This window comes from Rhizobium aureum (genome assembly GCF_030182495.1).
In the GTDB taxonomy this organism is placed as follows: Bacteria; Pseudomonadota; Alphaproteobacteria; order Rhizobiales; family Rhizobiaceae; genus Rhizobium; species Rhizobium tropici_C.
In genome coordinates this window covers 28,503-48,007 of record NZ_JAQJCI010000003.1, presented here as the reverse complement: position 1 = coordinate 48,007, position 19,505 = coordinate 28,503, and the positions used below count along the sequence as shown (strand labels likewise).

17 protein-coding genes and 1 pseudogene are annotated in these 19,505 nt (G+C 58.2%); 8 read left to right on the top strand and 10 right to left on the bottom strand.

The genetic code is table 11. The annotated features are described in order from the left end of the window. Positions 1 to 53 precede the first annotated feature (53 nt). The 4 genes from PH552_RS09075 to traA form a co-directional block, all read right to left on the bottom strand. The gene (locus PH552_RS09075; RefSeq protein ID WP_285165882.1) at positions 54 to 1,622 is read right to left on the bottom strand and encodes an alkaline phosphatase family protein; all 1,569 of its coding nucleotides are present in this window, start codon (positions 1,620 to 1,622) and stop codon (positions 54 to 56) included. Beyond that, complete coding sequence (gene galE / locus PH552_RS09070) at positions 1,600 to 2,583, bottom strand: UDP-glucose 4-epimerase GalE (protein ID WP_113231646.1); 984 nt, start codon at positions 2,581 to 2,583, stop codon at positions 1,600 to 1,602. The genes PH552_RS09075 and galE overlap by 23 nt, the downstream gene beginning before the upstream one ends. Before the next feature lie 150 nt (positions 2,584 to 2,733). After that, positions 2,734 to 3,417: a YoaK family protein gene (locus PH552_RS09065; protein WP_183761606.1), complete on the bottom strand. Its 684-nt coding sequence runs from the start codon at positions 3,415 to 3,417 to the stop codon at positions 2,734 to 2,736. A 178-nt stretch (positions 3,418 to 3,595) separates the two neighbouring features. Beyond that, entirely contained in the window at positions 3,596 to 8,197 is a 4,602-nt protein-coding gene (gene traA, locus PH552_RS09060; RefSeq protein ID WP_285165879.1) for a Ti-type conjugative transfer relaxase TraA, read from the bottom strand. Positions 8,198 to 8,389: 192 nt separating this feature from the next. Between traA and PH552_RS09055 the strand changes: the two genes are divergently transcribed. Both PH552_RS09055 and PH552_RS09050 read left to right on the top strand, forming a co-directional pair. Further along, positions 8,390 to 8,614 carry a TraC family protein gene (locus PH552_RS09055; RefSeq protein ID WP_285165877.1) on the top strand — a complete coding sequence of 75 codons (225 nt, stop codon included), beginning with the start codon at positions 8,390 to 8,392 and terminating at the stop codon, positions 8,612 to 8,614. A 49-nt stretch (positions 8,615 to 8,663) separates the two neighbouring features. Then, complete coding sequence (locus tag PH552_RS09050; protein WP_169645250.1) at positions 8,664 to 8,891, top strand: conjugal transfer protein TraD; 228 nt, start codon at positions 8,664 to 8,666, stop codon at positions 8,889 to 8,891. Between the two features lie 150 nt (positions 8,892 to 9,041). Here the strand turns inward: PH552_RS09050 and PH552_RS09045 are convergent, their stop codons facing one another. Then, positions 9,042 to 9,230: a hypothetical protein gene (locus PH552_RS09045; protein ID WP_112341640.1), complete on the bottom strand. Its 189-nt coding sequence runs from the start codon at positions 9,228 to 9,230 to the stop codon at positions 9,042 to 9,044. Between the two features lie 261 nt (positions 9,231 to 9,491). Between PH552_RS09045 and PH552_RS09040 the strand changes: the two genes are divergently transcribed. Then, positions 9,492 to 10,778 carry a nucleotide sugar dehydrogenase gene (locus tag PH552_RS09040; RefSeq protein ID WP_285165876.1) on the top strand — a complete coding sequence of 429 codons (1,287 nt, stop codon included), beginning with the start codon at positions 9,492 to 9,494 and terminating at the stop codon, positions 10,776 to 10,778. Positions 10,779 to 10,793: 15 nt separating this feature from the next. On the opposite strand, the gene PH552_RS09035 is transcribed toward PH552_RS09040, so the two are convergent. After that, complete coding sequence (locus tag PH552_RS09035) at positions 10,794 to 11,729, bottom strand: UDP-glucose 4-epimerase family protein (RefSeq protein ID WP_285165875.1); 936 nt, start codon at positions 11,727 to 11,729, stop codon at positions 10,794 to 10,796. A 186-nt stretch (positions 11,730 to 11,915) separates the two neighbouring features. Here PH552_RS09035 and PH552_RS09030 point away from each other — a divergent pair, with 186 nt between their 5' ends. The 3 genes from PH552_RS09030 (at position 11,916) to PH552_RS09020 (ending at position 15,289) form a co-directional block, all read left to right on the top strand. Then, positions 11,916 to 12,491, top strand: coding sequence for a sugar transferase (locus tag PH552_RS09030; protein ID WP_285165935.1), 576 nt, complete (start codon positions 11,916 to 11,918; stop codon positions 12,489 to 12,491). 133 nt (positions 12,492 to 12,624) lie between these two features. Continuing rightward, complete coding sequence (locus tag PH552_RS09025) at positions 12,625 to 14,034, top strand: O-antigen ligase family protein (RefSeq protein ID WP_285165874.1); 1,410 nt, start codon at positions 12,625 to 12,627, stop codon at positions 14,032 to 14,034. A gap of 469 nt (positions 14,035 to 14,503) precedes the next feature. Continuing rightward, a complete protein-coding gene (locus tag PH552_RS09020) occupies positions 14,504 to 15,289 on the top strand; it encodes a glycosyltransferase family 25 protein (protein WP_285165873.1) in 786 nt (261 codons plus the stop codon). 89 nt (positions 15,290 to 15,378) lie between these two features. Here PH552_RS09020 and PH552_RS09015 read toward each other — a convergent pair whose 3' ends face one another. Next, positions 15,379 to 15,594: a hypothetical protein gene (locus tag PH552_RS09015; RefSeq protein WP_285165872.1), complete on the bottom strand. Its 216-nt coding sequence runs from the start codon at positions 15,592 to 15,594 to the stop codon at positions 15,379 to 15,381. Positions 15,595 to 15,709: 115 nt separating this feature from the next. Between PH552_RS09015 and PH552_RS09010 the strand changes: the two are divergent. Continuing rightward, a pseudogene (locus tag PH552_RS09010) lies at positions 15,710 to 15,850 on the top strand (transposase domain-containing protein); the annotation flags it as partial. A gap of 79 nt (positions 15,851 to 15,929) precedes the next feature. Beyond that, positions 15,930 to 16,307, top strand: a complete 378-nt coding sequence (locus PH552_RS09005) for a hypothetical protein (RefSeq protein WP_152096692.1) — start codon at positions 15,930 to 15,932, stop codon at positions 16,305 to 16,307. A 160-nt stretch (positions 16,308 to 16,467) separates the two neighbouring features. On the opposite strand, the gene virB11 is transcribed toward PH552_RS09005, so the two are convergent. The 3 genes from virB11 to virB9 are packed head-to-tail and all read right to left on the bottom strand — an operon-like array spanning position 16,468 to position 19,503. Continuing rightward, positions 16,468 to 17,457 (bottom strand): P-type DNA transfer ATPase VirB11, encoded by a 990-nt coding sequence (virB11, locus tag PH552_RS09000; RefSeq protein WP_285165870.1) that lies wholly within the window; start codon positions 17,455 to 17,457, stop codon positions 16,468 to 16,470. A gap of 8 nt (positions 17,458 to 17,465) precedes the next feature. Further along, the gene (virB10, locus tag PH552_RS08995; protein ID WP_285165869.1) at positions 17,466 to 18,635 is read right to left on the bottom strand and encodes a type IV secretion system protein VirB10; all 1,170 of its coding nucleotides are present in this window, start codon (positions 18,633 to 18,635) and stop codon (positions 17,466 to 17,468) included. Continuing rightward, on the bottom strand, positions 18,625 to 19,503 hold the full coding sequence (gene virB9, locus PH552_RS08990) for a P-type conjugative transfer protein VirB9 (RefSeq protein WP_285165933.1): 879 nt from the start codon (positions 19,501 to 19,503) through the stop codon (positions 18,625 to 18,627). The genes virB10 and virB9 overlap by 11 nt, the downstream gene beginning before the upstream one ends. Between the last annotated feature and the right edge of the window lie 2 nt (positions 19,504 to 19,505).

Sequence of the window (19,505 nt, the reverse complement as noted above, 5' to 3'; positions counted from 1 at the left end):
ACTGCGCAGCGGTTTTTGTCCGGAATTGCGTAAAAGCAAATGACAGAAGCTGGTCAGGGCCGGAGCGATACCGGCCCTTTTTCCGTCAGCTCCGTATAGGCAAGCGTCTGGTCCAGATGCCGGGCGCGAAGGGAGAGAAGCTTTTCGGCATAGGCGAGCCTGATTGCCAGATAGGCGCCATCTTCAGCGACATTGGACAGCTCCGCCGGATCCTTCGCAAGATCGAAGAGCAGCGGCGGCAGCCCGGCGCAATGGACATATTTGAAGCGCTCGTCGCGCATAACAGCCAGATTGCAGGCATTGGACCGCAAGCCGAAATGCCGCTCGGGAATGCCCTCGGCAATATCGCGGAAATCGAACTCCCAGAAAGCCGTATCGCGCCAGTTTTCCGGTTTGGAACCGGAGAGGAACGGCAGCAGGCTTTCGCCGTCGACATGGTTTACCGGCGCGATCCCGAGCCGGTCGCACAGGCTTGGGAAAATATCCGCGGCACTGGTGAAATGCTCTACCTGCCGGCCATGCGTTGCGGGCTGGGAGGGATCGCGAATGACGAGCGGAACATGATAGCTGCCATCGAAGAAACCGCCCTTACCGAGCATCCAGTGGTCGCCCATCATCTCCGCATGGTCCGAGGTGAAAACGATGACGGTATCGTCCCAGTCGCCGGCATCCTTCAATGCCTGCCAGATCCGGCCAAGCTGCGCGTCGACTTCGGCGATCATGCCGTAATAGATGGCGCGGATCGCCGCAAAATCCTCAGGCGTCCACTCATCGATGGAGCCTTTGCCGCCATGTATGAAGCTGCCCTTGCCGATCAGCGGCAGGCCGAAGGCAAGCAGCGGATGCGCTGCCATCTCCGTCTCGCGATCGGCGGCGCGCGCGAAAGCCGGGCCGTCAGCCGTCGAGAACATGCGGTTATAGGGCTCTGGTACCGAGAAGGGCGGGTGCGGCCGGAGGAAAGAAACATGCGCGAACCAGGGCTGATCCTGCTCTCCAAGCCAGCGGATGAACTCGCCCGCCAGAAAGGCCGTCTGCGTCTCCTCCTTGGAATAGGCAGGCGCGTTGCTGGAAATCTCGCCGGGCTGGGCACCGACCGGAACATGGATATCGCGACTGACGGCATCGGCATGGCCGCGCGAGCGCAGCCAGGAGAGCCATTGCTTTTCGTGTTCGGGCAGAAGCTGCCGCGCCGTGAAGCCGGGCAGCACGCCCTCATAGGTCGTCAGATGCGGATCGTGGGAATCCCGGCCGCGCGGATCCGGCGCTGTGTCGGTATAGCCAAACAGCGTCGGGTCATAGCCTGCCCGCCGCGCTGCAAGCGCGACATTGTCGAAACGGGCATCCAGTGGCGAACCGTTGCGGCAGACACGATGGTTCATCTGGTAGAGGCCGGTATAAAGCGTCGCGCGCGCCGGCGAACAGGGGGCTGTTCCGGCATAGTGCCGCCCGAAGAGCACGCCTTCTCGCGCGAGCGCATCGACATTCGGCGTCCTGACGCATTCATGACCGACGGCGGAGAGACAATCTCCCCGCCATTGATCCGCCGAGATCAGCAGAACGTTCGGGCGTTTGCTCCCAACACCGGCGAAAGAACGCTGCTCAGTGCTGGTTGGACTTGGCATGCCAGTTCCAGGCGGATTGGATGATCTCGGTCAGATCATACTGTGGCGACCATCCGAGAATATCGCGAGCCTTGTCGTTGTTGGCGACCAGCGTCGTCGAATCGCCCTCGCGGCGGCCGACATATTCGACCGGGAACGGTCGGTTGGACACGGTCTCGATCGTTCCGAGCAACTCCTTCACCGTCGTTCCCGTGCCCGTGCCAAGGTTGAGCGCGACGGAATCGCCACCATCAAGCAGATATTCCACGGCGCGGACATGGGCGTCGGCGAGATCGAGCACATGGATATAATCGCGCACGCAGGTGCCGTCGCGCGTATCATAATCGCTGCCGAAGACCTTGAAGCCCTGGCGGCGGCCAAGGGCGGCATCGATGGCGAGCGGGATGGCATGGGTTTCCGGCGTATGCCACTCGCCGATGCGTCCCTCGAAATCGGCACCGGCAGCATTGAAATAGCGCAGAATGACGGAGCGCAGCCCCTTGTATTGGTCATAATCCGCCAGCGCCTGCTCGACGATATATTTCGTGCGGCCGTAAGGATTGATTGGCACCTGCTGGTGGCTTTCGTCGAGCGGCACGCTCTGCGGCAGACCGTAGGTCGCGCAGGTGGAGGAAAAGACGAAGGCTTTCACACCGGCCGCCTGGGCAGCCGAAAGCAAGGTCAGCGTGCCGATGACATTGTTTTCATAGAAGGAGACTGGATCCTTGACCGACTCGCCGACCTCGATCAGCGCGGCGAAATGCAGGATCGCGGCAGGCTTGTGCTTGGCCAGCACCTCGTCGAGACGGGCGCGATCACGAATATCGCCTTCCTCGGCCGGACCCCATTTGACGAATTCGCGATGCCCATTGGAGAAATTGTCGTAGACGACGGGTTTGAACCCCTTGTTCGCCAGATCCAGACAAGTGTGCGAACCGATATATCCGGCTCCGCCGACCACAAGCACCGTTTCTCCTGCCATGACCATCCCTTCTTAACTCACAAGGATTTGCCGCCCCAAGCGCGGCGGATCAGCTCGATCCGAGGCGTACACTTAGAGAGCTGTAGCCGACTTGCAAGGCGGGAGGAAGGTGCAAGATCGGCAAGATCAGGAATGGGCGGAGGCGAAAAGCTAAGCCGGCTTCGTGTCGGCTCTGCCGGTATGCATGAGAATTCCAGCCAGCGCCAGCACCGGCGGCAGCAGGAAACAAGCCATGCCGACGAACAGGAAAAGCGCCGCCGCCATCGCGCAGCCCAGCGCAAAGCCGCCGACGGCGGCACCCATGCGGGCAAGCCGTGCCGTCGTCGCCGCTTTCTCCTCGGGCGTGGCACCGCGTAGGAGATCGGCGATATCGATCATGATCTGTGTCGTCGTACCCGTCATCATTGTCGTGGGAGGCGTCGAGCCGAGGTGAATACGATGCGCCGTCGTCTGGATCGCCATCGCCGCAATGAGCACCATGCCGGTGACGGTCGGCTGCCAATCATCACCATCGGCAAAGGGTCCGAAGCGAATGGCGAAGATCGCTGCCAGTATCAACAGCAGGAGTTTCAGCGACAGCATGATCCGCAGCGTCGGCAAATTGCGCCGCGTCAGATCGCTCCCAACCAGGCGGGCAAGAACGACGACGACGCAGAAAACCGGCAAAGCCAGGAGCTTTGCCACCGCACCCGAGGCTCCAACCGCCAAGGTGGCGCCAAGGGTCACGAAATTGCCCGTGACATGGGCGGTGAACAACCCATGAAGCGCCAGAAACCCGGCGGTGTCGACATAACCGCCATTGATGCTCAAAAGGGTGGACAGGCTTGGCTTCATCGCTTTCTCGCTCGCTTTTATCGTCTCGGACCTTATCGCGTTGAATAACCTTCGATGTCGAGATATTTGCGCGCTCACAGAGCGAAACATCGCCATGCAACGCCGATCAGACCGCGCAGGCATGCCGACAGACCCCGATATGAGCCTGTCGTTCTCCCTTTAAAATCTCTGGATCGTCTCAGCGATCAACACCACGGGCACGGTTAATCGTTCGACGTTGGCGCTCAGCGATAATCTCTTCTGTCCTATCTATGGCCACGGCACGCTGGACTGTGCGCAATTGACCAAGGATGGCTTTGAAGACCGTTTGCTGAGACTTCGAGACCAATTTGGCAACATCGGTCTCGTTGCGCAAAATTGCACCCGGCCCGAAGCGAGCATCAAGTGCCTCGCTGACAAGAGAGAATTCCTGGCGGACATCTTGTGACAACGACCGGACCAATCGTGCCAGCTCGCGCGGGTTCTTCTCCGTCTCGGACGTGATGTGTCGCAGCTCATTTTGGGCAATTCTCGTCAACGCTGGAATAGGTATGGCCATCCGTCCGCGCTCTATCATGACCGCCGATTTTTCGTTTTCAAAAGCGCTCAAGTAATATCGACCAAGAGAGCGTATATTAGCACCAACTGCCTCAATCGCCTGCAGAGCTTCCCTGCGCTCGCGACCACCGGCGAGCAGCCTATCCATCGCCCTGCCGCTACCGCGCATAGGGCCATAGGCCGTTGGCTCTGTGGCAACAGCACGTGCAATACGCTCAGGGTCTATCTGCTTGCGCACCAGATCTTCGATCATCGTCACGGCAGCCGCGGGGTCGCGCCAGATTACGGACCCAGTCACAGCGAGTGCTGCTCTCAACTGTTTGTAATGCTCAGTCTCGGTCACGCGCATCCGCGCCTCCTCATCGAGGCTTGCCTTAAATTTCGTAACCGACGGCAACATCGCAGGTATGGTGTTGAGGTCGTCGGGGGTGGCCGGGGCAACGGTCCTGAGCCTATCCGGTTGCTCGGCGAGCTGCTGCTCGGCGGCAAAGCGTTTGACAGCAGTAAATATTGCGATCAACTCAGTCCGCTTCTCCTTGTCAATCGTTTCCGGTATGCCCATCGCGGTATCGCGATCTGCGAATTGATCAGTCTTTTCCGTGAAGGCATCCCGTCCGAATCGGCGGTTCAAGGCTTCACTCACCGCCTTGATTTCCTGAACAACGGAACGATCCTCCGCGGTAATACGAAATGCTGTGTGGTATGCCTCCTGCCCACCCCGCTGTCGGATTGCTTCCAACTCAGCGAGTCGCCCTCTTGCTCTGTCGGAAAGGCCTGGCACCGTGACCTCCATGAACAACCGACGCCTTCGTTCGCGATCGTCGAACCGATCCGCCTGCTTGCGAAACTCAGTTGCGTGCGCCCGTGCAAGAACCACCAGTTCGGATACCGCAGCCAAGGCGTCAGCCCTCGTAGCTCGATCATCCCGGCCATCGATCAGCGTGTTGCTGCCCCGCAACGCACCTAGGCTTTGCGGAGAGCGTGACAGCCGGTCCGCCATGATGCCTGGATCCAGCGCGAGGTTCGATGACTGTTCGTTCAGACGGGAAAGCGCTTTATCTGGCTCACGATAGATTCGCTCAAGCACCGGACGCAGGAGCGCTTCTCGTTCCTTCCATTGAGGAGATGCGAGTTGGGCGAGGCGCGCATCTTCCGCGATCGATCGGGTAAGGGATTTCACAGCGGGCAATAGACTGGAAGTATCTGCGACCGAAGCGGGCAACGCCTCTTTGTCGTCTGTCGCGTGAATAGCAGTATTTCGCCCCGGAGTTTCGATTGTGGCCCCGAAAGGCACGTTCGACCGTTGCCAGAGCTGCGCTACATGATGACGTTGTATGGCAAGCCAACTGGATAGACGCTCGACCTGTGCCTCGACGGCGTGACCATATTCCGCGATCGTGTCGATGCCGCGCTGCCTTGCGAAGTCGAAAACCACGGATTGGTAAGACGGCTCATTCTCGAAATCGAGCGTTGTCGTCTTTTCGCCGGGGCGTGACAGCCGTTCGACTAGTTGCGCAAAGAGCGTCGGTCGGTGATTGTCTGCGGCAAGTTGCTCCATCCGAGCCTCGGCCTTATCAACTGGATAGGCCGTCCAAATATTGCGTTCGACAACGCGATCCTCAAAGTGCCTCGCGCCCGTTTTCTCATCAATGACAGGCACTTTAACGGTAACTTTTTCAGTTCCGTCCTTACGCGCGGTCACTGTATCGCCGACCCCTACGCCGGCCTCCTCAAGCGCCTTAGGCAGACTGACGCCCCAAAGGCGATGCGTGGTTCCATCGTTCGTTCTGACGTCAACATAAGGGGAAGGACCAGCGTCGTCCCGCTCGCGAAACTTCGCAAGCCCAATTTCAACAAGTTCGCCTGTGATGCCAGCGGCATGTTCGACGCGCGCCGGCTTGCCCCATTCGAACTTTGGCTGAAAATCTCCCCTTGCCACATAAAGATCTGCACGCTCGCGATGACGCGTCATAGCAACATATGTCAGGTGTCGGTCTATCATGCCTGTTGCCAGCACGAAAGCGCGGTCGAAGGTCGATCCTTGGCTCTTGTGAATCGTTGCGGCGTAGCCGTGGTCGACATTGCGATAGGTGTCTTCGGAGAACATGACATCCCGACCACTGTCAAACCGAACGAAAAGGAAAGGTACCCCGCCTCGACCCGCTATCGATGTGACCGTTCCAAACATGCCGTTCTTGACGTGCTGAACAGTTAAGTGAGGAGCTTTGGGTTCGACGAACCGCGCATTTTCTAGGAAGATGATCCGGTCTCCCTCACTAAACTCACGTATGCCGCGCTCTGTACGAAACGACCTACTCTCCCCAAGCGCATCCTGTTGCAACATGACCGCACGGATCGCGTCGTTGAGGCGTCTCACATCGCTGTTGGTGTGGGCGAGAACCATCAACTCGTCGCCACGCAACTTACGACCTTCGACCTCCGCCTTGACAATGGCATCAAGGCGAGCGCTGGCCCAGTCGGAGACGATGCGTTGAATCGCATCATTGCGCGTGTCACTTTCGAGGAGATGGCCATGGGCGCTATAGGCACTCAAAGCTTCCTCAACATTTCCACGGGCCAACAGACGGGACGCCTCTCGCGCCCATTCGTGCCTCTGGCGGCGAACGCCGACCAATTCGGTGAAGCCGATGCGCTCGACGATGGCGCGGAAGGAAGCTCCCGCCTGGATCGGCTGAAGTTGCATCGCGTCGCCGACAAGAACTGCTTTCGCGCCGGCATCCTCGACGCGTTTGAGAAGACGCGCCATCTGTTCCGACGATACCATGCCAGCTTCGTCTAGAACCAGCACGTCGCCCTTCTGCAGTAGGTCATAGTCGTTTTTCCAGGCAAGCTCCCACGCAGCAATCGTACGCGAACGGATCCCGGAGCTGCCATTCAATGCCTCCACCGCCTTGCCGGCGAGCGCTGCTCCGAGGACGCGCCTGCCGTCTCGCTCCCAGGCGATACGTGCCACACTCAGCAGTGTCGATTTGCCAGCGCCGGCAATACCGACGACTGCGGCAATGCCACTATCGGCTGTGATATGCCGAACCGCATCGACCTGCTCAGCGTCGAGGCGAATGGCCTTGTTTGGCGCTGCCTCAATCTCAACTATCGCAGCATCAACTTGGGATGACGATACCGCGAAGCCACTGATGTTCGAGAGATTGAATGCCGACCGCGCCATGTGGAATTCGGTTCTGATCGTCGCGCGCGTCGTGAAGACTGCCGGCAGCTCGACCCCACCAGTTTCCGCACTCACCTGCTGCGGCCGCAGCATTACCAAATCGTCCGACGCCATCAGTTTCGCGCGGATATTGGCAAAGACGATTGGATCATCAACGTGGCGGTGCAGGGCACGGGCGATCTCGGCTTCATCGAAAGTCGAGCGCTCGTTGCTGAGTTGCCTAAGCAGTAGGCCGGGGTTGGCAGCGAGGCGATCGGCCGTCTCGTAACGCTGCGCCAATGCTGCAGGGGCGAAATAGACATCGGCACCTTTGCGTAGACGCGCCACGCGGGCGGGAGCGAGGTGGCGCTGCCCCATTCCCCGCAACCCCTGCTCCTCATAGGAGCGGCCGTCTATGCGGATATCGTGACCGGCAAGTGCCAGATGGTGCGTTACCGTTTGAGCCCATGCAAGCTTCCATTCCTCCAGCGTTGCCTTGTTGCCTGCCCACGGACGGTAAATGATTGCTCCTTTCGGCCTATCGGGGGTTTTGAGGCGCAGCGGCTCGCCCGTATCGTCGACGATAGCGACGTGCTTCGGCCCAAACCCTTCCGCGGTCAGTGGACGCGACGTGGTCATAACGTGGACGTGCGGATTTCCCTTCTTGTCGTGATAGACCCAGTCTGCAACCATTCCGCGCGACACGAAGTTTTCGCGAACGAAGTCGCGCACCAGCGCGATATTCTCCCTCCTGCTGAGCTCGTTTGGAAGCGCAAGGATGATCTCGCGGGCAAACCGTGCATCGCGGCGGGTCTCGAAACGATCGACAGCATTCCAAAGCGCTTCACTGGCGCCGGCAACCGATCGGCCGTCGATTAAAATTCGCAACCATGCCGGCGTATCCTCGGGCAGAGCGAGTTCCTCATGGACGAGTTCGTCTGCCCTTGCGGAGTAGCGGAACTTAGTCCCCACCTGCTCATCCTTCATCTTGGTACGATGCCGATAGGCGGCAGCCGAGACAACGCTCTGTCCCGCTCCGCGGCTGATCATTTTCGCTCTCAAAAACATGATAGCCATATTTGACTCTATCTTTTCCGGCACATCAGTACCGCGCAGATATTGAGATTCTTGGCAAAAATGCCTCGAAAGAGATCAATTTTTCCAAGACGAATTCCGCTTTCCTATATTATTTCAGCTGATTTGACTACTGCATTTAATGCAGTATAAAAGACGCCATCAGACTCGCCCCTGGTGAAAGAAAGGACAGATATGCGTGCAAGAACCACAGTCTCCGAGATCGACACACAGATCGAGCTGCTAAGGGAGAAACGCAAGAACATGGTCGCCAAGGCCAATGAACGTTTCGCTAGCGCGGCACGAAGGGCCGGTCTCGCCGAATTGGATATTTCCGACGCCGAGCTCAATGACGTTCTCGCCGAGATCGCAGCGCGATTTCGCGACGGCGAAAAAAGGACAGCGGGCGAATCCGCTTAAGAGGCTAGATCAGCGGATTATGCTTCTCGAACGAAGGCGGCAACGCGACATGACAAAAGATCGTAAGCGCGAAACGCGTGAAAGGATGATCTTCGGCGGATTGATCATCAAGGCTGGCTTGAGAAAAGCCGATCGCGCATTCCTGCTCGGCGCCCTGATCGAGGCAAGCCGGATTCCGTCAGATACCGCACAATACCGCGAGCTTCACAAGATTGGTATGGAGGCGTTCCGAGCCGATGCACGCATGACCAATTCGAAAAGCGAGGACCTAGCATGACGATAGAGTGCCCACGAGCCTAATGTTTCCAGGGATATTGTCAGCGGTCGTGATAGGTGAAGACGAAACTGGCAAGAATCGCCCTACGACTTTGCTATTTTGTAAGCGTCAGAATCGATCCGGACAGCTGGAAACCTGCCTCATGCAATCTTACTCGCCGCGCTCGGCCTCGAGAGTGGCAATCTCGTCGGAAATTTCCTCAATGCGTTGCCGGAGCTCCGCCTCAGTACCGTCGTCCACCTCGCCTTCGCCAAAACAATAGCGGGCTATGTGCAGCTCAAGCTTGGCTTCAAGCTGCTCGCGCTGTGTGCGGAGATGTTTGAGATAGCTGTTTCGCATTGCGAATACGCTTTCAAAGAAATGAAGTCTCACTCCCAATAAATAGGTTCGAAATCAGAAAGTTTCGATAGACGTCCCATCATCCCACCTGAAACTCTCGTCACGAGATGCCGCAATGCCGCCGATTTGCGCTTGTTGTAAAGCAACCGACCGATCATCACATTCATGCGACTGCGGCTGAAATGATCCCGAGGGCAAATATTAGGCGCTGACATCAGCTTCAAATTTGGGCTAATTCAGGCGGAGTGTTCGAGGTATGTTGTGTTGAACGAAAAAATTGCCGTCATTGGCCTCGGTTATGTTGGCCTGCCTGTCGCGATTGCGCTTGCCGAAAAATTCCATGATGTGGTCGGCTTCGACATCAAGGCCTCCCGCGTCGTTGCGCTGCAGGCCGGCGAGGACGATACCCGGGAGGTTTCTGCCGAGCGGCTCCGGTCGAGCGGACTGCGCATCAGTAGCGAGATCGAGGATCTTCGCGATCGCGATATCTTCATCGTCGCTGTGCCGACGCCGATCGACCGGAACCGCCAGCCCGACCTGCGGCCCATGATTTCCGCCTCGCGTACGGTGGGCAAGGTTTTGCGCAAAGGTTCGATCGTCGTCTATGAATCGACCGTCTATCCCGGCGTTACCGAAGAGGTCTGCGGCCCGGTGCTGGCGGAAGTTTCTGGGCTGCGCCAGGGCGAGGATTTCCATGTCGGCTATTCGCCGGAACGCATCAATCCCGGTGACAAGGAACACACCTTCGAGCGTATCGTGAAGGTCGTCGCCGGCGATGATGCGCAAACGCTGGAAAGGATCGCCGCAATCTATGGCGCCGTGGTCGAGGCTGGCATTCACCGCGCCCCCAGCATCAAGGTGGCCGAAGCCGCCAAGGTGATCGAGAATACGCAGCGCGACGTCAACATCGCACTGATGAACGAGCTTTCGATCATTTTCGAGAAAATGGATATTCGCACGGCCGACGTGCTGAAGGCGGCGCGGACGAAATGGAATTTCCTACCCTTCACCCCCGGCCTCGTCGGCGGCCACTGCATCGGCGTCGATCCCTATTATCTAACGGCCAAGGCGGAAGAGCTCGGTTATCACCCTGAAGTCATCCTCTCCGGCCGCCGCATCAATGACGGCATGGGCGCCTTCATTGCACAGAAACTCATCAAGATGCTGGTCGCGGCGAAAAAGCCGATCAACGGCGCGCGGATTGGTATATTCGGTCTCACCTTCAAGGAAGACGTGCCCGACCTGCGCAACAGCCGCGTTCCCGACATTATAAGCGAACTGCGTCAGTTCGGCCTGGAGCCGCTGGTGCACGATCCGATGGCGAGCACTTCGGAGGCTGAGGAAGAATACGGCATAAAGCTCAGGGAGTTGCGGGACTTCAGCAAGCTTGATGCCGTCGTGCTTGCCGTTCCCCACAAATCCTACCTGGTAGAAGGGGCAGCCGCTATCCTCGATCTCCTGAGCGAAAACGGTGTCGTCGTCGACGTGAAGGCGGCACTCGATCGAGCCAATCCTCTGTTGGAAGGTCATGCGGTCTGGAGCCTGTAAGCCTGAAAGGCCAGCTCAGCGCGCCTTCGTCCCCGCATCGGCGACCGTTGCCGCCAACCCTTCTTCGACCGAGTAAGGCGGCGACCAGCCGGTGACCGACCGCGTCTCGCCGATATCGACCTGAAGCGAACCAAGCAACCGCTGCGCGGCGGCTCGGCGCCCCAGCAACGCGGCAAATCCCTCGAGCAACGAAGGCGGCACCGGCAGCATCCAAGCCTTACGCCCCGCAGCCAGAGATAGTTTGGAGATCAGTTGGCCGATCGAAAGATCGTCGCCATCACTGATCAGGAATACGCGGTTACCGACGGACAAATGCGTCGCGCAGAGCAGCATGAAATCGACGAGATTGCCGACATAGACAAGCGACCTGCGGTTTCGAACCGCCCCGAACGGCCAGGGAAACGGCCGCGCAGCCCATTTCATCAAGCTTGCGAAATTCGCCTTGACGCCAGGACCATAGACGAGCGGCGGCCGAATGATGACGACTTCCATGCCCGTTTCCGCTGATATCGCCAGCAAGGCCGCCTCCGCCTCTAGTTTCGAGCGGCCATAGGCATCTTCTGGAAGTGGCACGTCCGAGGCCCTGAAGGGCTTACCCACCGACGTCCCTTCGCCGTTGACCTTGATCGAACTCAGGAAAATGAAGCGCTTCACGCCCGCACCCGCGGCCTGTCGCGCCAGGTTGACCGTTGCATCGACGTTGACGGCACGGAATGCTGCCAGCGGATCGGAGGCGCTCTCGTTCATAACATGGACGCGGGCCGCCAGATGCATGACGGTGTCGATGCCGGCAAGCGCCTCGGACCAGTCTGTCTGGCCATCGATCGCCCCGATGGCGGCGAAGCCTGGCCCGGAGTTGCGACTGACTGGCCGATAGTCCATCCGCCGGCGGGAAAGCTCCGCGCACAGAGCCTGTCCGACAAAACCCGTCGCACCCGTCACCAGGATCATCCGCGCACTGCCTCCGCTTTTCGCACCATGATTTGCTGAGACATGCTTTGCACGGGATATCCGCTCGGAACAAGGGAGGGGAATCTTGCCGAGGATGGTTGTGCTTGAAATCGCGATATGAGATGCACGGAGCAACGACGACCTTCATCACCCTTAGAACAAAGGGCGATGCAACGACAAGAGACGATGCTTTATACGATCGCCAAGCGCCTTTTCGATTTTCTCGCCGCTCTAGCCGCGACCATCGTTTTTTTCATTCCGATCCTGATCGTCGCATTCGCGGTACGGCTGACCTCGCCCGGTCCGATCCTCTATTGGTCGGATCGGGTCGGCCGGCGAAACCGGATCTTCCGCATGCCGAAATTCCGCAGCATGCGCACCGATACGCCGGCGGTGGCGACTCATCTACTGAAGGACCCGACCATTTATCTGACGCCCATCGGTTCCTTTCTGCGCAAATCGAGCCTCGACGAGCTGCCGCAGCTCTGGTGCATCCTGAGGGGAGAAATGAGCATCGTCGGCCCACGGCCTGCCCTTTTCAACCAGCACGACCTCGTCGCCCTGCGCACGGAACGCGGTGTCGACGCGCTGCTGCCGGGCTTGACCGGTTGGGCACAGGTCAACGGCCGCGACGAACTGCCGATCCCCGAGAAGGTTGCCTTGGACGAAGACTATCTGCACCGACGCTCCTTTCTTTTCGATCTGAAGATCATTTTCCTGACGGTATTGAAAGTGGTCCGGCGCGACGGAGTTGCTCATTGACAAACAATCGGCGAAATCGGCATCAGTGACATAACGGCGTGGGAAAATTGCCGTATTCCTGCCCCTTTGCGACCATACGGCCCGTCACGGGGCGAGGAATGCCGGATGATGAACCGATTCTGGACGAAGGCGGATGACGACATTGGACGACTCGCGCATCAACAAACCGCATGCTGACCTTGCAGCCGAACCGATCGGCGTCACGAAGGCAGGAAGCAACATGACGAAACCGCTCGCCATCATCGGCGGCATTCTCTGGCTGCTTGTCGCTTCGCCAACCGTCGTCGAGAGCGACGCCTATCGCTATGCCACCGCGCTCCTCTCTCTAATCGCCCTCTACTACTATATGAAGGCGCCCATACGGCCGCGCACCGACTGGATCGGCTGGCTCTGCATGGGCTGGGCCTTCTATGTCATGGCGCGTTTCTTCATCACCTTCTGGCTGACACCGCAGCACGATATCGGCGCCTCGGATTGGCTCTATGCCTTCCCCTTCTTCTTCCCCATTATGGGCGTCGCCTTCCTGCTCTACGAAGAGCTGATGGAAAAGATCATAGCTGCCTATTTCGCGATGGTCCTCATCATGCTGGTCGCCACCCAGCATCTGCGCGAGGTCTTTGCCGGCGAAACCATCCGGCCGCTGATCATGAACAACCAGATCCACGGCGCCGTCGCCTGCGGCATGATCGTGATCTTTACCTTGTTCTGGCTGCTGCACTACCTGACGGACAAATCGAGCGACCGCCGGATCGCCCGCTTCGCCTATTTCGTTTCGCCCTTCATCTTCGCGCTCTGTTTCATCGCCATCTACGGCGCCAAATCGAAAGGCGTCTGGCTCGCGCTCGGCACAACACTGCCTGTCCTGGCGCTCATTACGCTGACCTACCTACGCCTGAAAAGCGGCGTCATCATCATCATCGCCGTCGCGGCCCTGTTGATCGCCGGGATCTATGGCGTCAGGCACAATCTCGACAAGACGGCTGGCCCGACTGTGTCGGCAGCCCTTTCCATGGTCGAAAATGTGGCCAACGGCCATGAAATGGGGGGCGTGGTCTCGAACGCCATCAGCTCGAGCAATACGCCGGTGTCGATGGACGAACGCCTGCAGCTCTGGTCGAACAGTTGGGAGGTCTTCTCCTCCGCACCGATCTTCGGCTGGGGTAATCGGTGGCTCGAACGCTGGGCCGAGACGCGCTACTCGCATGTCCAGTACACGCTGCTGCACAACGGCTATCTGGAAATCCTAGTGCGCTACGGCCTGTTCGGTGCGGCAATCATGGGCTTCATGCTCGCCATCTTCATCCGCGCCGTCTGGCGCGCCCACAAGGCCGGCATTATTCCGCGCGCCGCATGGCACGCCTACATCGCTTGCCTTTTCTTTTTCTCATTGACGCTCCTCAGCAACTCCAACAACCGCCTAGCGATCGGCGAAAGCCTGGCCTTCGCAAGCTCCGCCTTTGCCTGCTGGTGCCATATGCGGCTGAAGGGGGAGTATTTGGCGGCGGGAAAGTCTGCGCCGAGAGCCGCGACAGCCGCCGTCTAAGTAATCACATATATCATTGAGAGCTAAACATTAAGGCGCCGGAGGTCTCATTGAGCCACCAAGAAGATAAGACTGACCACGATCTCTCACTCAGATCCGAAACGAGGTGACTGCCCTCAAGGAAATGGTCCCGAAAAATCACGAGAAATCTACCGACCATTTCGGAGTGCGGCGCATTTAGCTTCTAGACGCTGGCGTCGTTGCTTTGCTTGTTCTGTTTGGGATTTCTGTCGGATCGCTCATTGCTTGGGCGAGCGACACCGCTTCTGCGATTGTCCGCCATTGGCTGCTGCTTTGAGATTGGCGTGATCGTGAGCCTTTCGGCCGGTCACTATGTCATGGTTGACTGGTAGCGGCTGGAGTCAAGGATGAGAAGCGCGGCATAAGAGCTGGCTTTTATGTTGATGCGCAATCATATATGGCTTGGCGCTGGCTGTTTGCGCCTATGGAAATAATACAAGTGTGTTCGATGTCCGTAACTGCGCTCGCCGAAACTTCTTTTACACCGTCACAAACCGTGCCGGTCTATCTTATCGATATCGATCGGGCAGCCGAACGACTGGCGGAGATTCAGCGACAGAGCGACGTGTTCGGTTTTCGATTCGAGCGTATCCACGGTGTCGACGGCGCCCTCATCCCACGCGACGAATGGGTCGACGTAAATCACGATCGTTTCCAGCGGCGGCACGGTCGCACCATACTGCCCGGTGAATACGGCTGCTATCGCAGCCATCTGCTGGCGCTGCACCGGTTTTTGGCGGGCGACGACGCGATGGCTGTCATCATCGAGGACGATGTCGCGCTGGATATCGATTTCCTCGCACGCGCCGTGGCGGCGAAGAATGCTGCGCCCAATGCCGACCTGGTCAAGCTCGTCAATCACCGCTGGAACGGTTTTCGCACCACGGGCCTGAGCAGCAGAGGAGATATCGTTGGCCGCTGCCTCTTTGGTCCCCAGGGCTCGACGGCCTGCTATCTCGTCACGCGCAAAGGCGCCGAAAAGATCGTGAAATCGCTGGCCATCATGTCGCTGCCCTGGGATGTGGCTGTGGAGCGCGGCTGGGACATGAATGTATCTATCGTCAGTACGCGTGCGAATATCGCCGGTTTCAGCCAGCTGCAGCGAACGACGATGATCGGCTTGCGTCGCGATTATCGCGCAGCCAAGGCGCCTGCATGGCGGCGCATACCCGCATATATCTTCCGAACCGTGGATTTCTTTCGGCGCATCGCCTACGCGCTGACGACGCCGTAGGGTTCGAGGGCATGTAAAACACCCCTACAGGATGGACCTGACGAGTGGAAAATCAAAAGCAACGCGCATTCACGGCAGGCCGCGCCGTTTTACACTCCCATTGATACAAAACCACTTTTTTCCGCGTGAGCGGCTGGGCTTTGCAGCTTCGACATTAAACCGAGCTTCCCAAGCTGATGGCTCTCGAATGGCTGCTTCTCCCAAACGCCGAACAGTTCGCTGCGATAGCTGGCAACATACCGGAACGGGTTGTCGGTAGCCACTTTGGCAACCATGGTCAATTCGCCACTAAAGGTGACAGACATTGAATCCTTTGCCGGACTTGCGGCGAAGGCAGCGACGGGAGTTTAGGCATCCCTGTAGCGGTTAATACTGCGCCCGTGCAGTCGGCTCGGTCCATCGCCTTCGAAGGAGGTCACCATCGCCTCGCTCATCGAGACCTGCAAGCTCAATGCCGTTGATCCGCTTGCCTACCTGAGTGCCACGCTCACCGCCATAGTCAACGGTCACAGGCAGTCCCGAATTGAGGAACTCCTGCCGTGGAATTACTCGATGGTGTGATACGCGCTTAAAGGTTTCTATCGGACCATTGCGGACAGCCACGTTTTTAGAGCATTGTCAAAGCAGCTTGGGGTAGCTGGTGACAAAATTGCGTAGAAAACTCTTTGGCCGAGGATGGGAGCTTAGCGTCTTTGAGGATGACATTGGCTTGGTTCTCTCACTCCCGGTCGATTCAGGCTTTTTGACACATAGCTTTGAATTTTACATCAAGAAGCCCGATCTCGATGCCCTTCAGGGCAGTCAACTGCGGCACAAGGTATTGGAATTCATTTTGCATGAGCGCCTTCAATGTCGAATGAATGAAGGAGCCCTTCGGAGCGTTGAAGAAGAAATAGGCCCAGTGATCCAGGCAGTTCTGCATGGAAATATAGGTCAACTTATTGAGGCGGTATCAGCCTCTCCGAATTCAGAGTTTATTCGGTATCGACTGAACGGGGCCGGATTAACCCTGGACTGAACGGCAGCAAAATTGACGCACCGTTGCCCGTCCTCGTCATGGCTCCGGCCCTCGACACTGCAAAAACCATCTTGGTCAAGGTGCGAGCGAAACAACGCTTACGGAACCTCGGCTGAAGCGAACAAACCAAAATGCAGGGACTAATCATTTCTCCGCTCGATCACGGCTCAAAATAAATCTCGCTCACCCGAAACTGCCCGTCGATCCGCCTGCACTGGACAATGATATCGACCGCGACCTTCAGCAAACTACGAATATCGCTGCGCTCAAGGTCACGACCTCCCTCCGACTCCTTCACGAGTAACGTCAGTTGCTCAAATGCCAGCGCCGCAGAATCGGCATGCACCGTTGTGATCGATCCAGGGTGTCCTGAATTGATATTGCGGATATAGTAGAAGGCTGAGCCGTCGCGCAACTCCTGTAGAAGAATGCGATCGGGTCGCATCCTGAGGCACGATTCGAGCAGATCTTTCGCGCTGATTTTCGCTAGCCCCTGTCCTCCTTTCGAGTAGAAAAGCCTGACATGATTGGGTTGCGAGATGACCAGCTCCGGCGTATCCTCGATCGAGATTATCCGCTCATGCTCCGGGATATGCCGGATCAATGCCTTCGACAGGGTGGTCTTGCCCGATCCGGTCGCACCCGAGATGATGATGTTCTTGCGCGCAAGAACCGCCGCACGCAGAAACGTCGCGTAATTGCCTGCCTTAAGGATCTTGTCCAAACTCGTATCCGAGGATTCGACATCACGGTTCGACCAGGAGACATCGGAAAATAATCCACCCTTTTCGAGATCATCCAACGTCAGCGTCACCGACGACGGCTTTCTGATCGTGATGCTGACCGTGTCCTTGGCCGTTGCTGGCGGCACAACGATCTGAATCCGCTCTTCATCTGGCAAAGAGGCCGACAAGACCGGCCGGGCCTCATCGATTGCCTGGTTCGAATAGCTTGCAATGGCTCGGGCCAGACGCATGAGCTTCTCGAAGCTAAGATCCGGCAGTGCATGATGCTGCCATCCCTCGGCTCCCTCGGTCAGGACTTCACCCGGGCGGTTAACGACGATCTCATACAGCGACGTATCCTTCAGGAAGCGAGACAGTGGCAAAAGCAATTCACGCACCACACGAGCATCTGAAGCTTCCGCCATCTTCCGCCCTACTTCGTCACGAGCGTTGATCGAGGCCTGAAATCCCCCAATACCGCCCGATCGAGCATCCTGTTGCGGGGTTCGGTGACACGCAGGCTATAGACATCGGAAAAATCGAGATCTCGGGCCACGAAAATCGAGACGAGTTCGCCCTGATGCTTTGTCAATGTCGGCACAATATTGATGGATTGCTCGACGGCGATCGCTGCTGCCTGTTGGCCAGTGGTTGTCGTACTCTGCGCTTGAACGTCACTATCCTGCAGTCGGCTGCCGGCATAGGTCGTCGCGTCGCCAACGATGGAGAGCAGGATGGCGCTGCCGAAGCGCTCCCACCAATGCGTGTCAACATAGCCATCCATGCCCGCCCGCCCGAGTGCGTCGGTTGCGGGTGAGGCGAGTGTAATAATTACACCTTTTGGCGTCTTTGCCCGGTTCCAAAGCACGAATAGACGCTTCTGGCCCCGGTTCAAGCCGCCTCGATATTCTCCGACGATCTGGGTTCCTTTCTCCATCAGAACTACGCGGCCGTTGTCGGAAAGCACATCGCGGTTAATGATGCAGCTAGCGAAGCCTGGCTGGTCGGAGGCAAGCGCCGTCTCCAGCACGCACGGAATGGAAGTTCCCATCGCCACAATGAAGTCGCGATTGCCGAGCGTGCCGGCGCGTGATCCTTCCAGCTGAGTCGGCGTCAACATCCTGTTGAAGCGCTGGTCCTCGGTTTCAGGTTGGGCGCCCCCAAGGCCGCCAGGAACGGGCAGGTAATTGGAACCGGTGTCTTGCGACATGGCGGCCGCTGTGTCGCGGCGTTGCGATGAGGACTGCTGTCCATTATAGGCCATCACCGGCGCACGGCGGGCGGAGTCCAACAACGTGTCCTCAGCAGGTGTGACCTGCTCCTTTGACGCAGGCGTCGGTAGCAACACCTCAGGAAGGGGTGCCGCCGGCTTTACCTCTTCCTTCGCCGGCTCGAAGTCAGCCGTCTGGCGAATAACGACATGGTCGGGCTCTTTCGTCTCAGCCTTTTGCCGGTCACGCATCGACCACAACGAAAACCCAACAAAAGCGACCATCGCTAAAACCACGCCACCGCGCTTCAGGAATGGACGGCCCTCAGCTCGCGCATTGACATCCGTCTCGGCGCGCTCACCTGGGATACGGTCTTCCGTCTCATCCGCCATGGGCTCCTCCTGTTGCAGCGCTTGCCGCCCGCGCTTTCATGACGCGCTCTACGGAAGGCGATGTTGTACTGGTGTTGGGATCGATGCCCACCGGATCGTAGGCTTCGTTGAAGATGCAGAGCACGTCTCCTCCCCGCCGCAGAATAAATTTGCGACTGATCGCATGGACGAGCACGAGGTCACCGGAAACCGACTTAGGTACCAGGCTCTCGGTGCCGTCGGAGTTTTCCACATAGATTGCCGGCATTTCCTGATTGCCGGTGAAGGCGATCGTCGTGATCTTGCCGTTGTCATAAACAGCGTTCGGTTCCAACGCTCCTGAGCCCTGTGCCGAATAATGCCAATTGCGCGGTCCATATTGCTCATGCAAAGCCAGCACTGTGTCGGCTTGTCCAGCTTGGGCTGCCTGGGTTCGCGCGAGCGCCTCCTGACGACGGCGTTCCGCATCATCGGCCGGATAGCGATATTTGACATAGAAGTAAGTGTCCTGGCCGGCGGCAACCGGACCGTCTCGGACCGTCAACTCCATCTGGTAACTGCGCGTCGAACCATCACGACGTGTCGTGACCACGGAGATGTTCGTGACAGGCTGGTTCTCTCGCGCCTTCAGGAAGAGGATATTGCCGGCCGGCGCCACTTCCCAGGCGACCGTGTTGCCAAGCGCCACATGGGCGATTTCCTCGTCGGCGGCAAACTCCACCTGGACGGAGGAACGCAACGAGCCAACGATCCTGGTGATATTGTAAGGCTGATAGTCGACGAAGCGGACCCGACTGTCCTGGGATGCGCCGCGCGGCGTTTCCAACGCAAGGGTTGCCGATGGCCAGCTAGCGGTCAGGAGCAGTGCAATCAAACAATGATGTTTCAGAT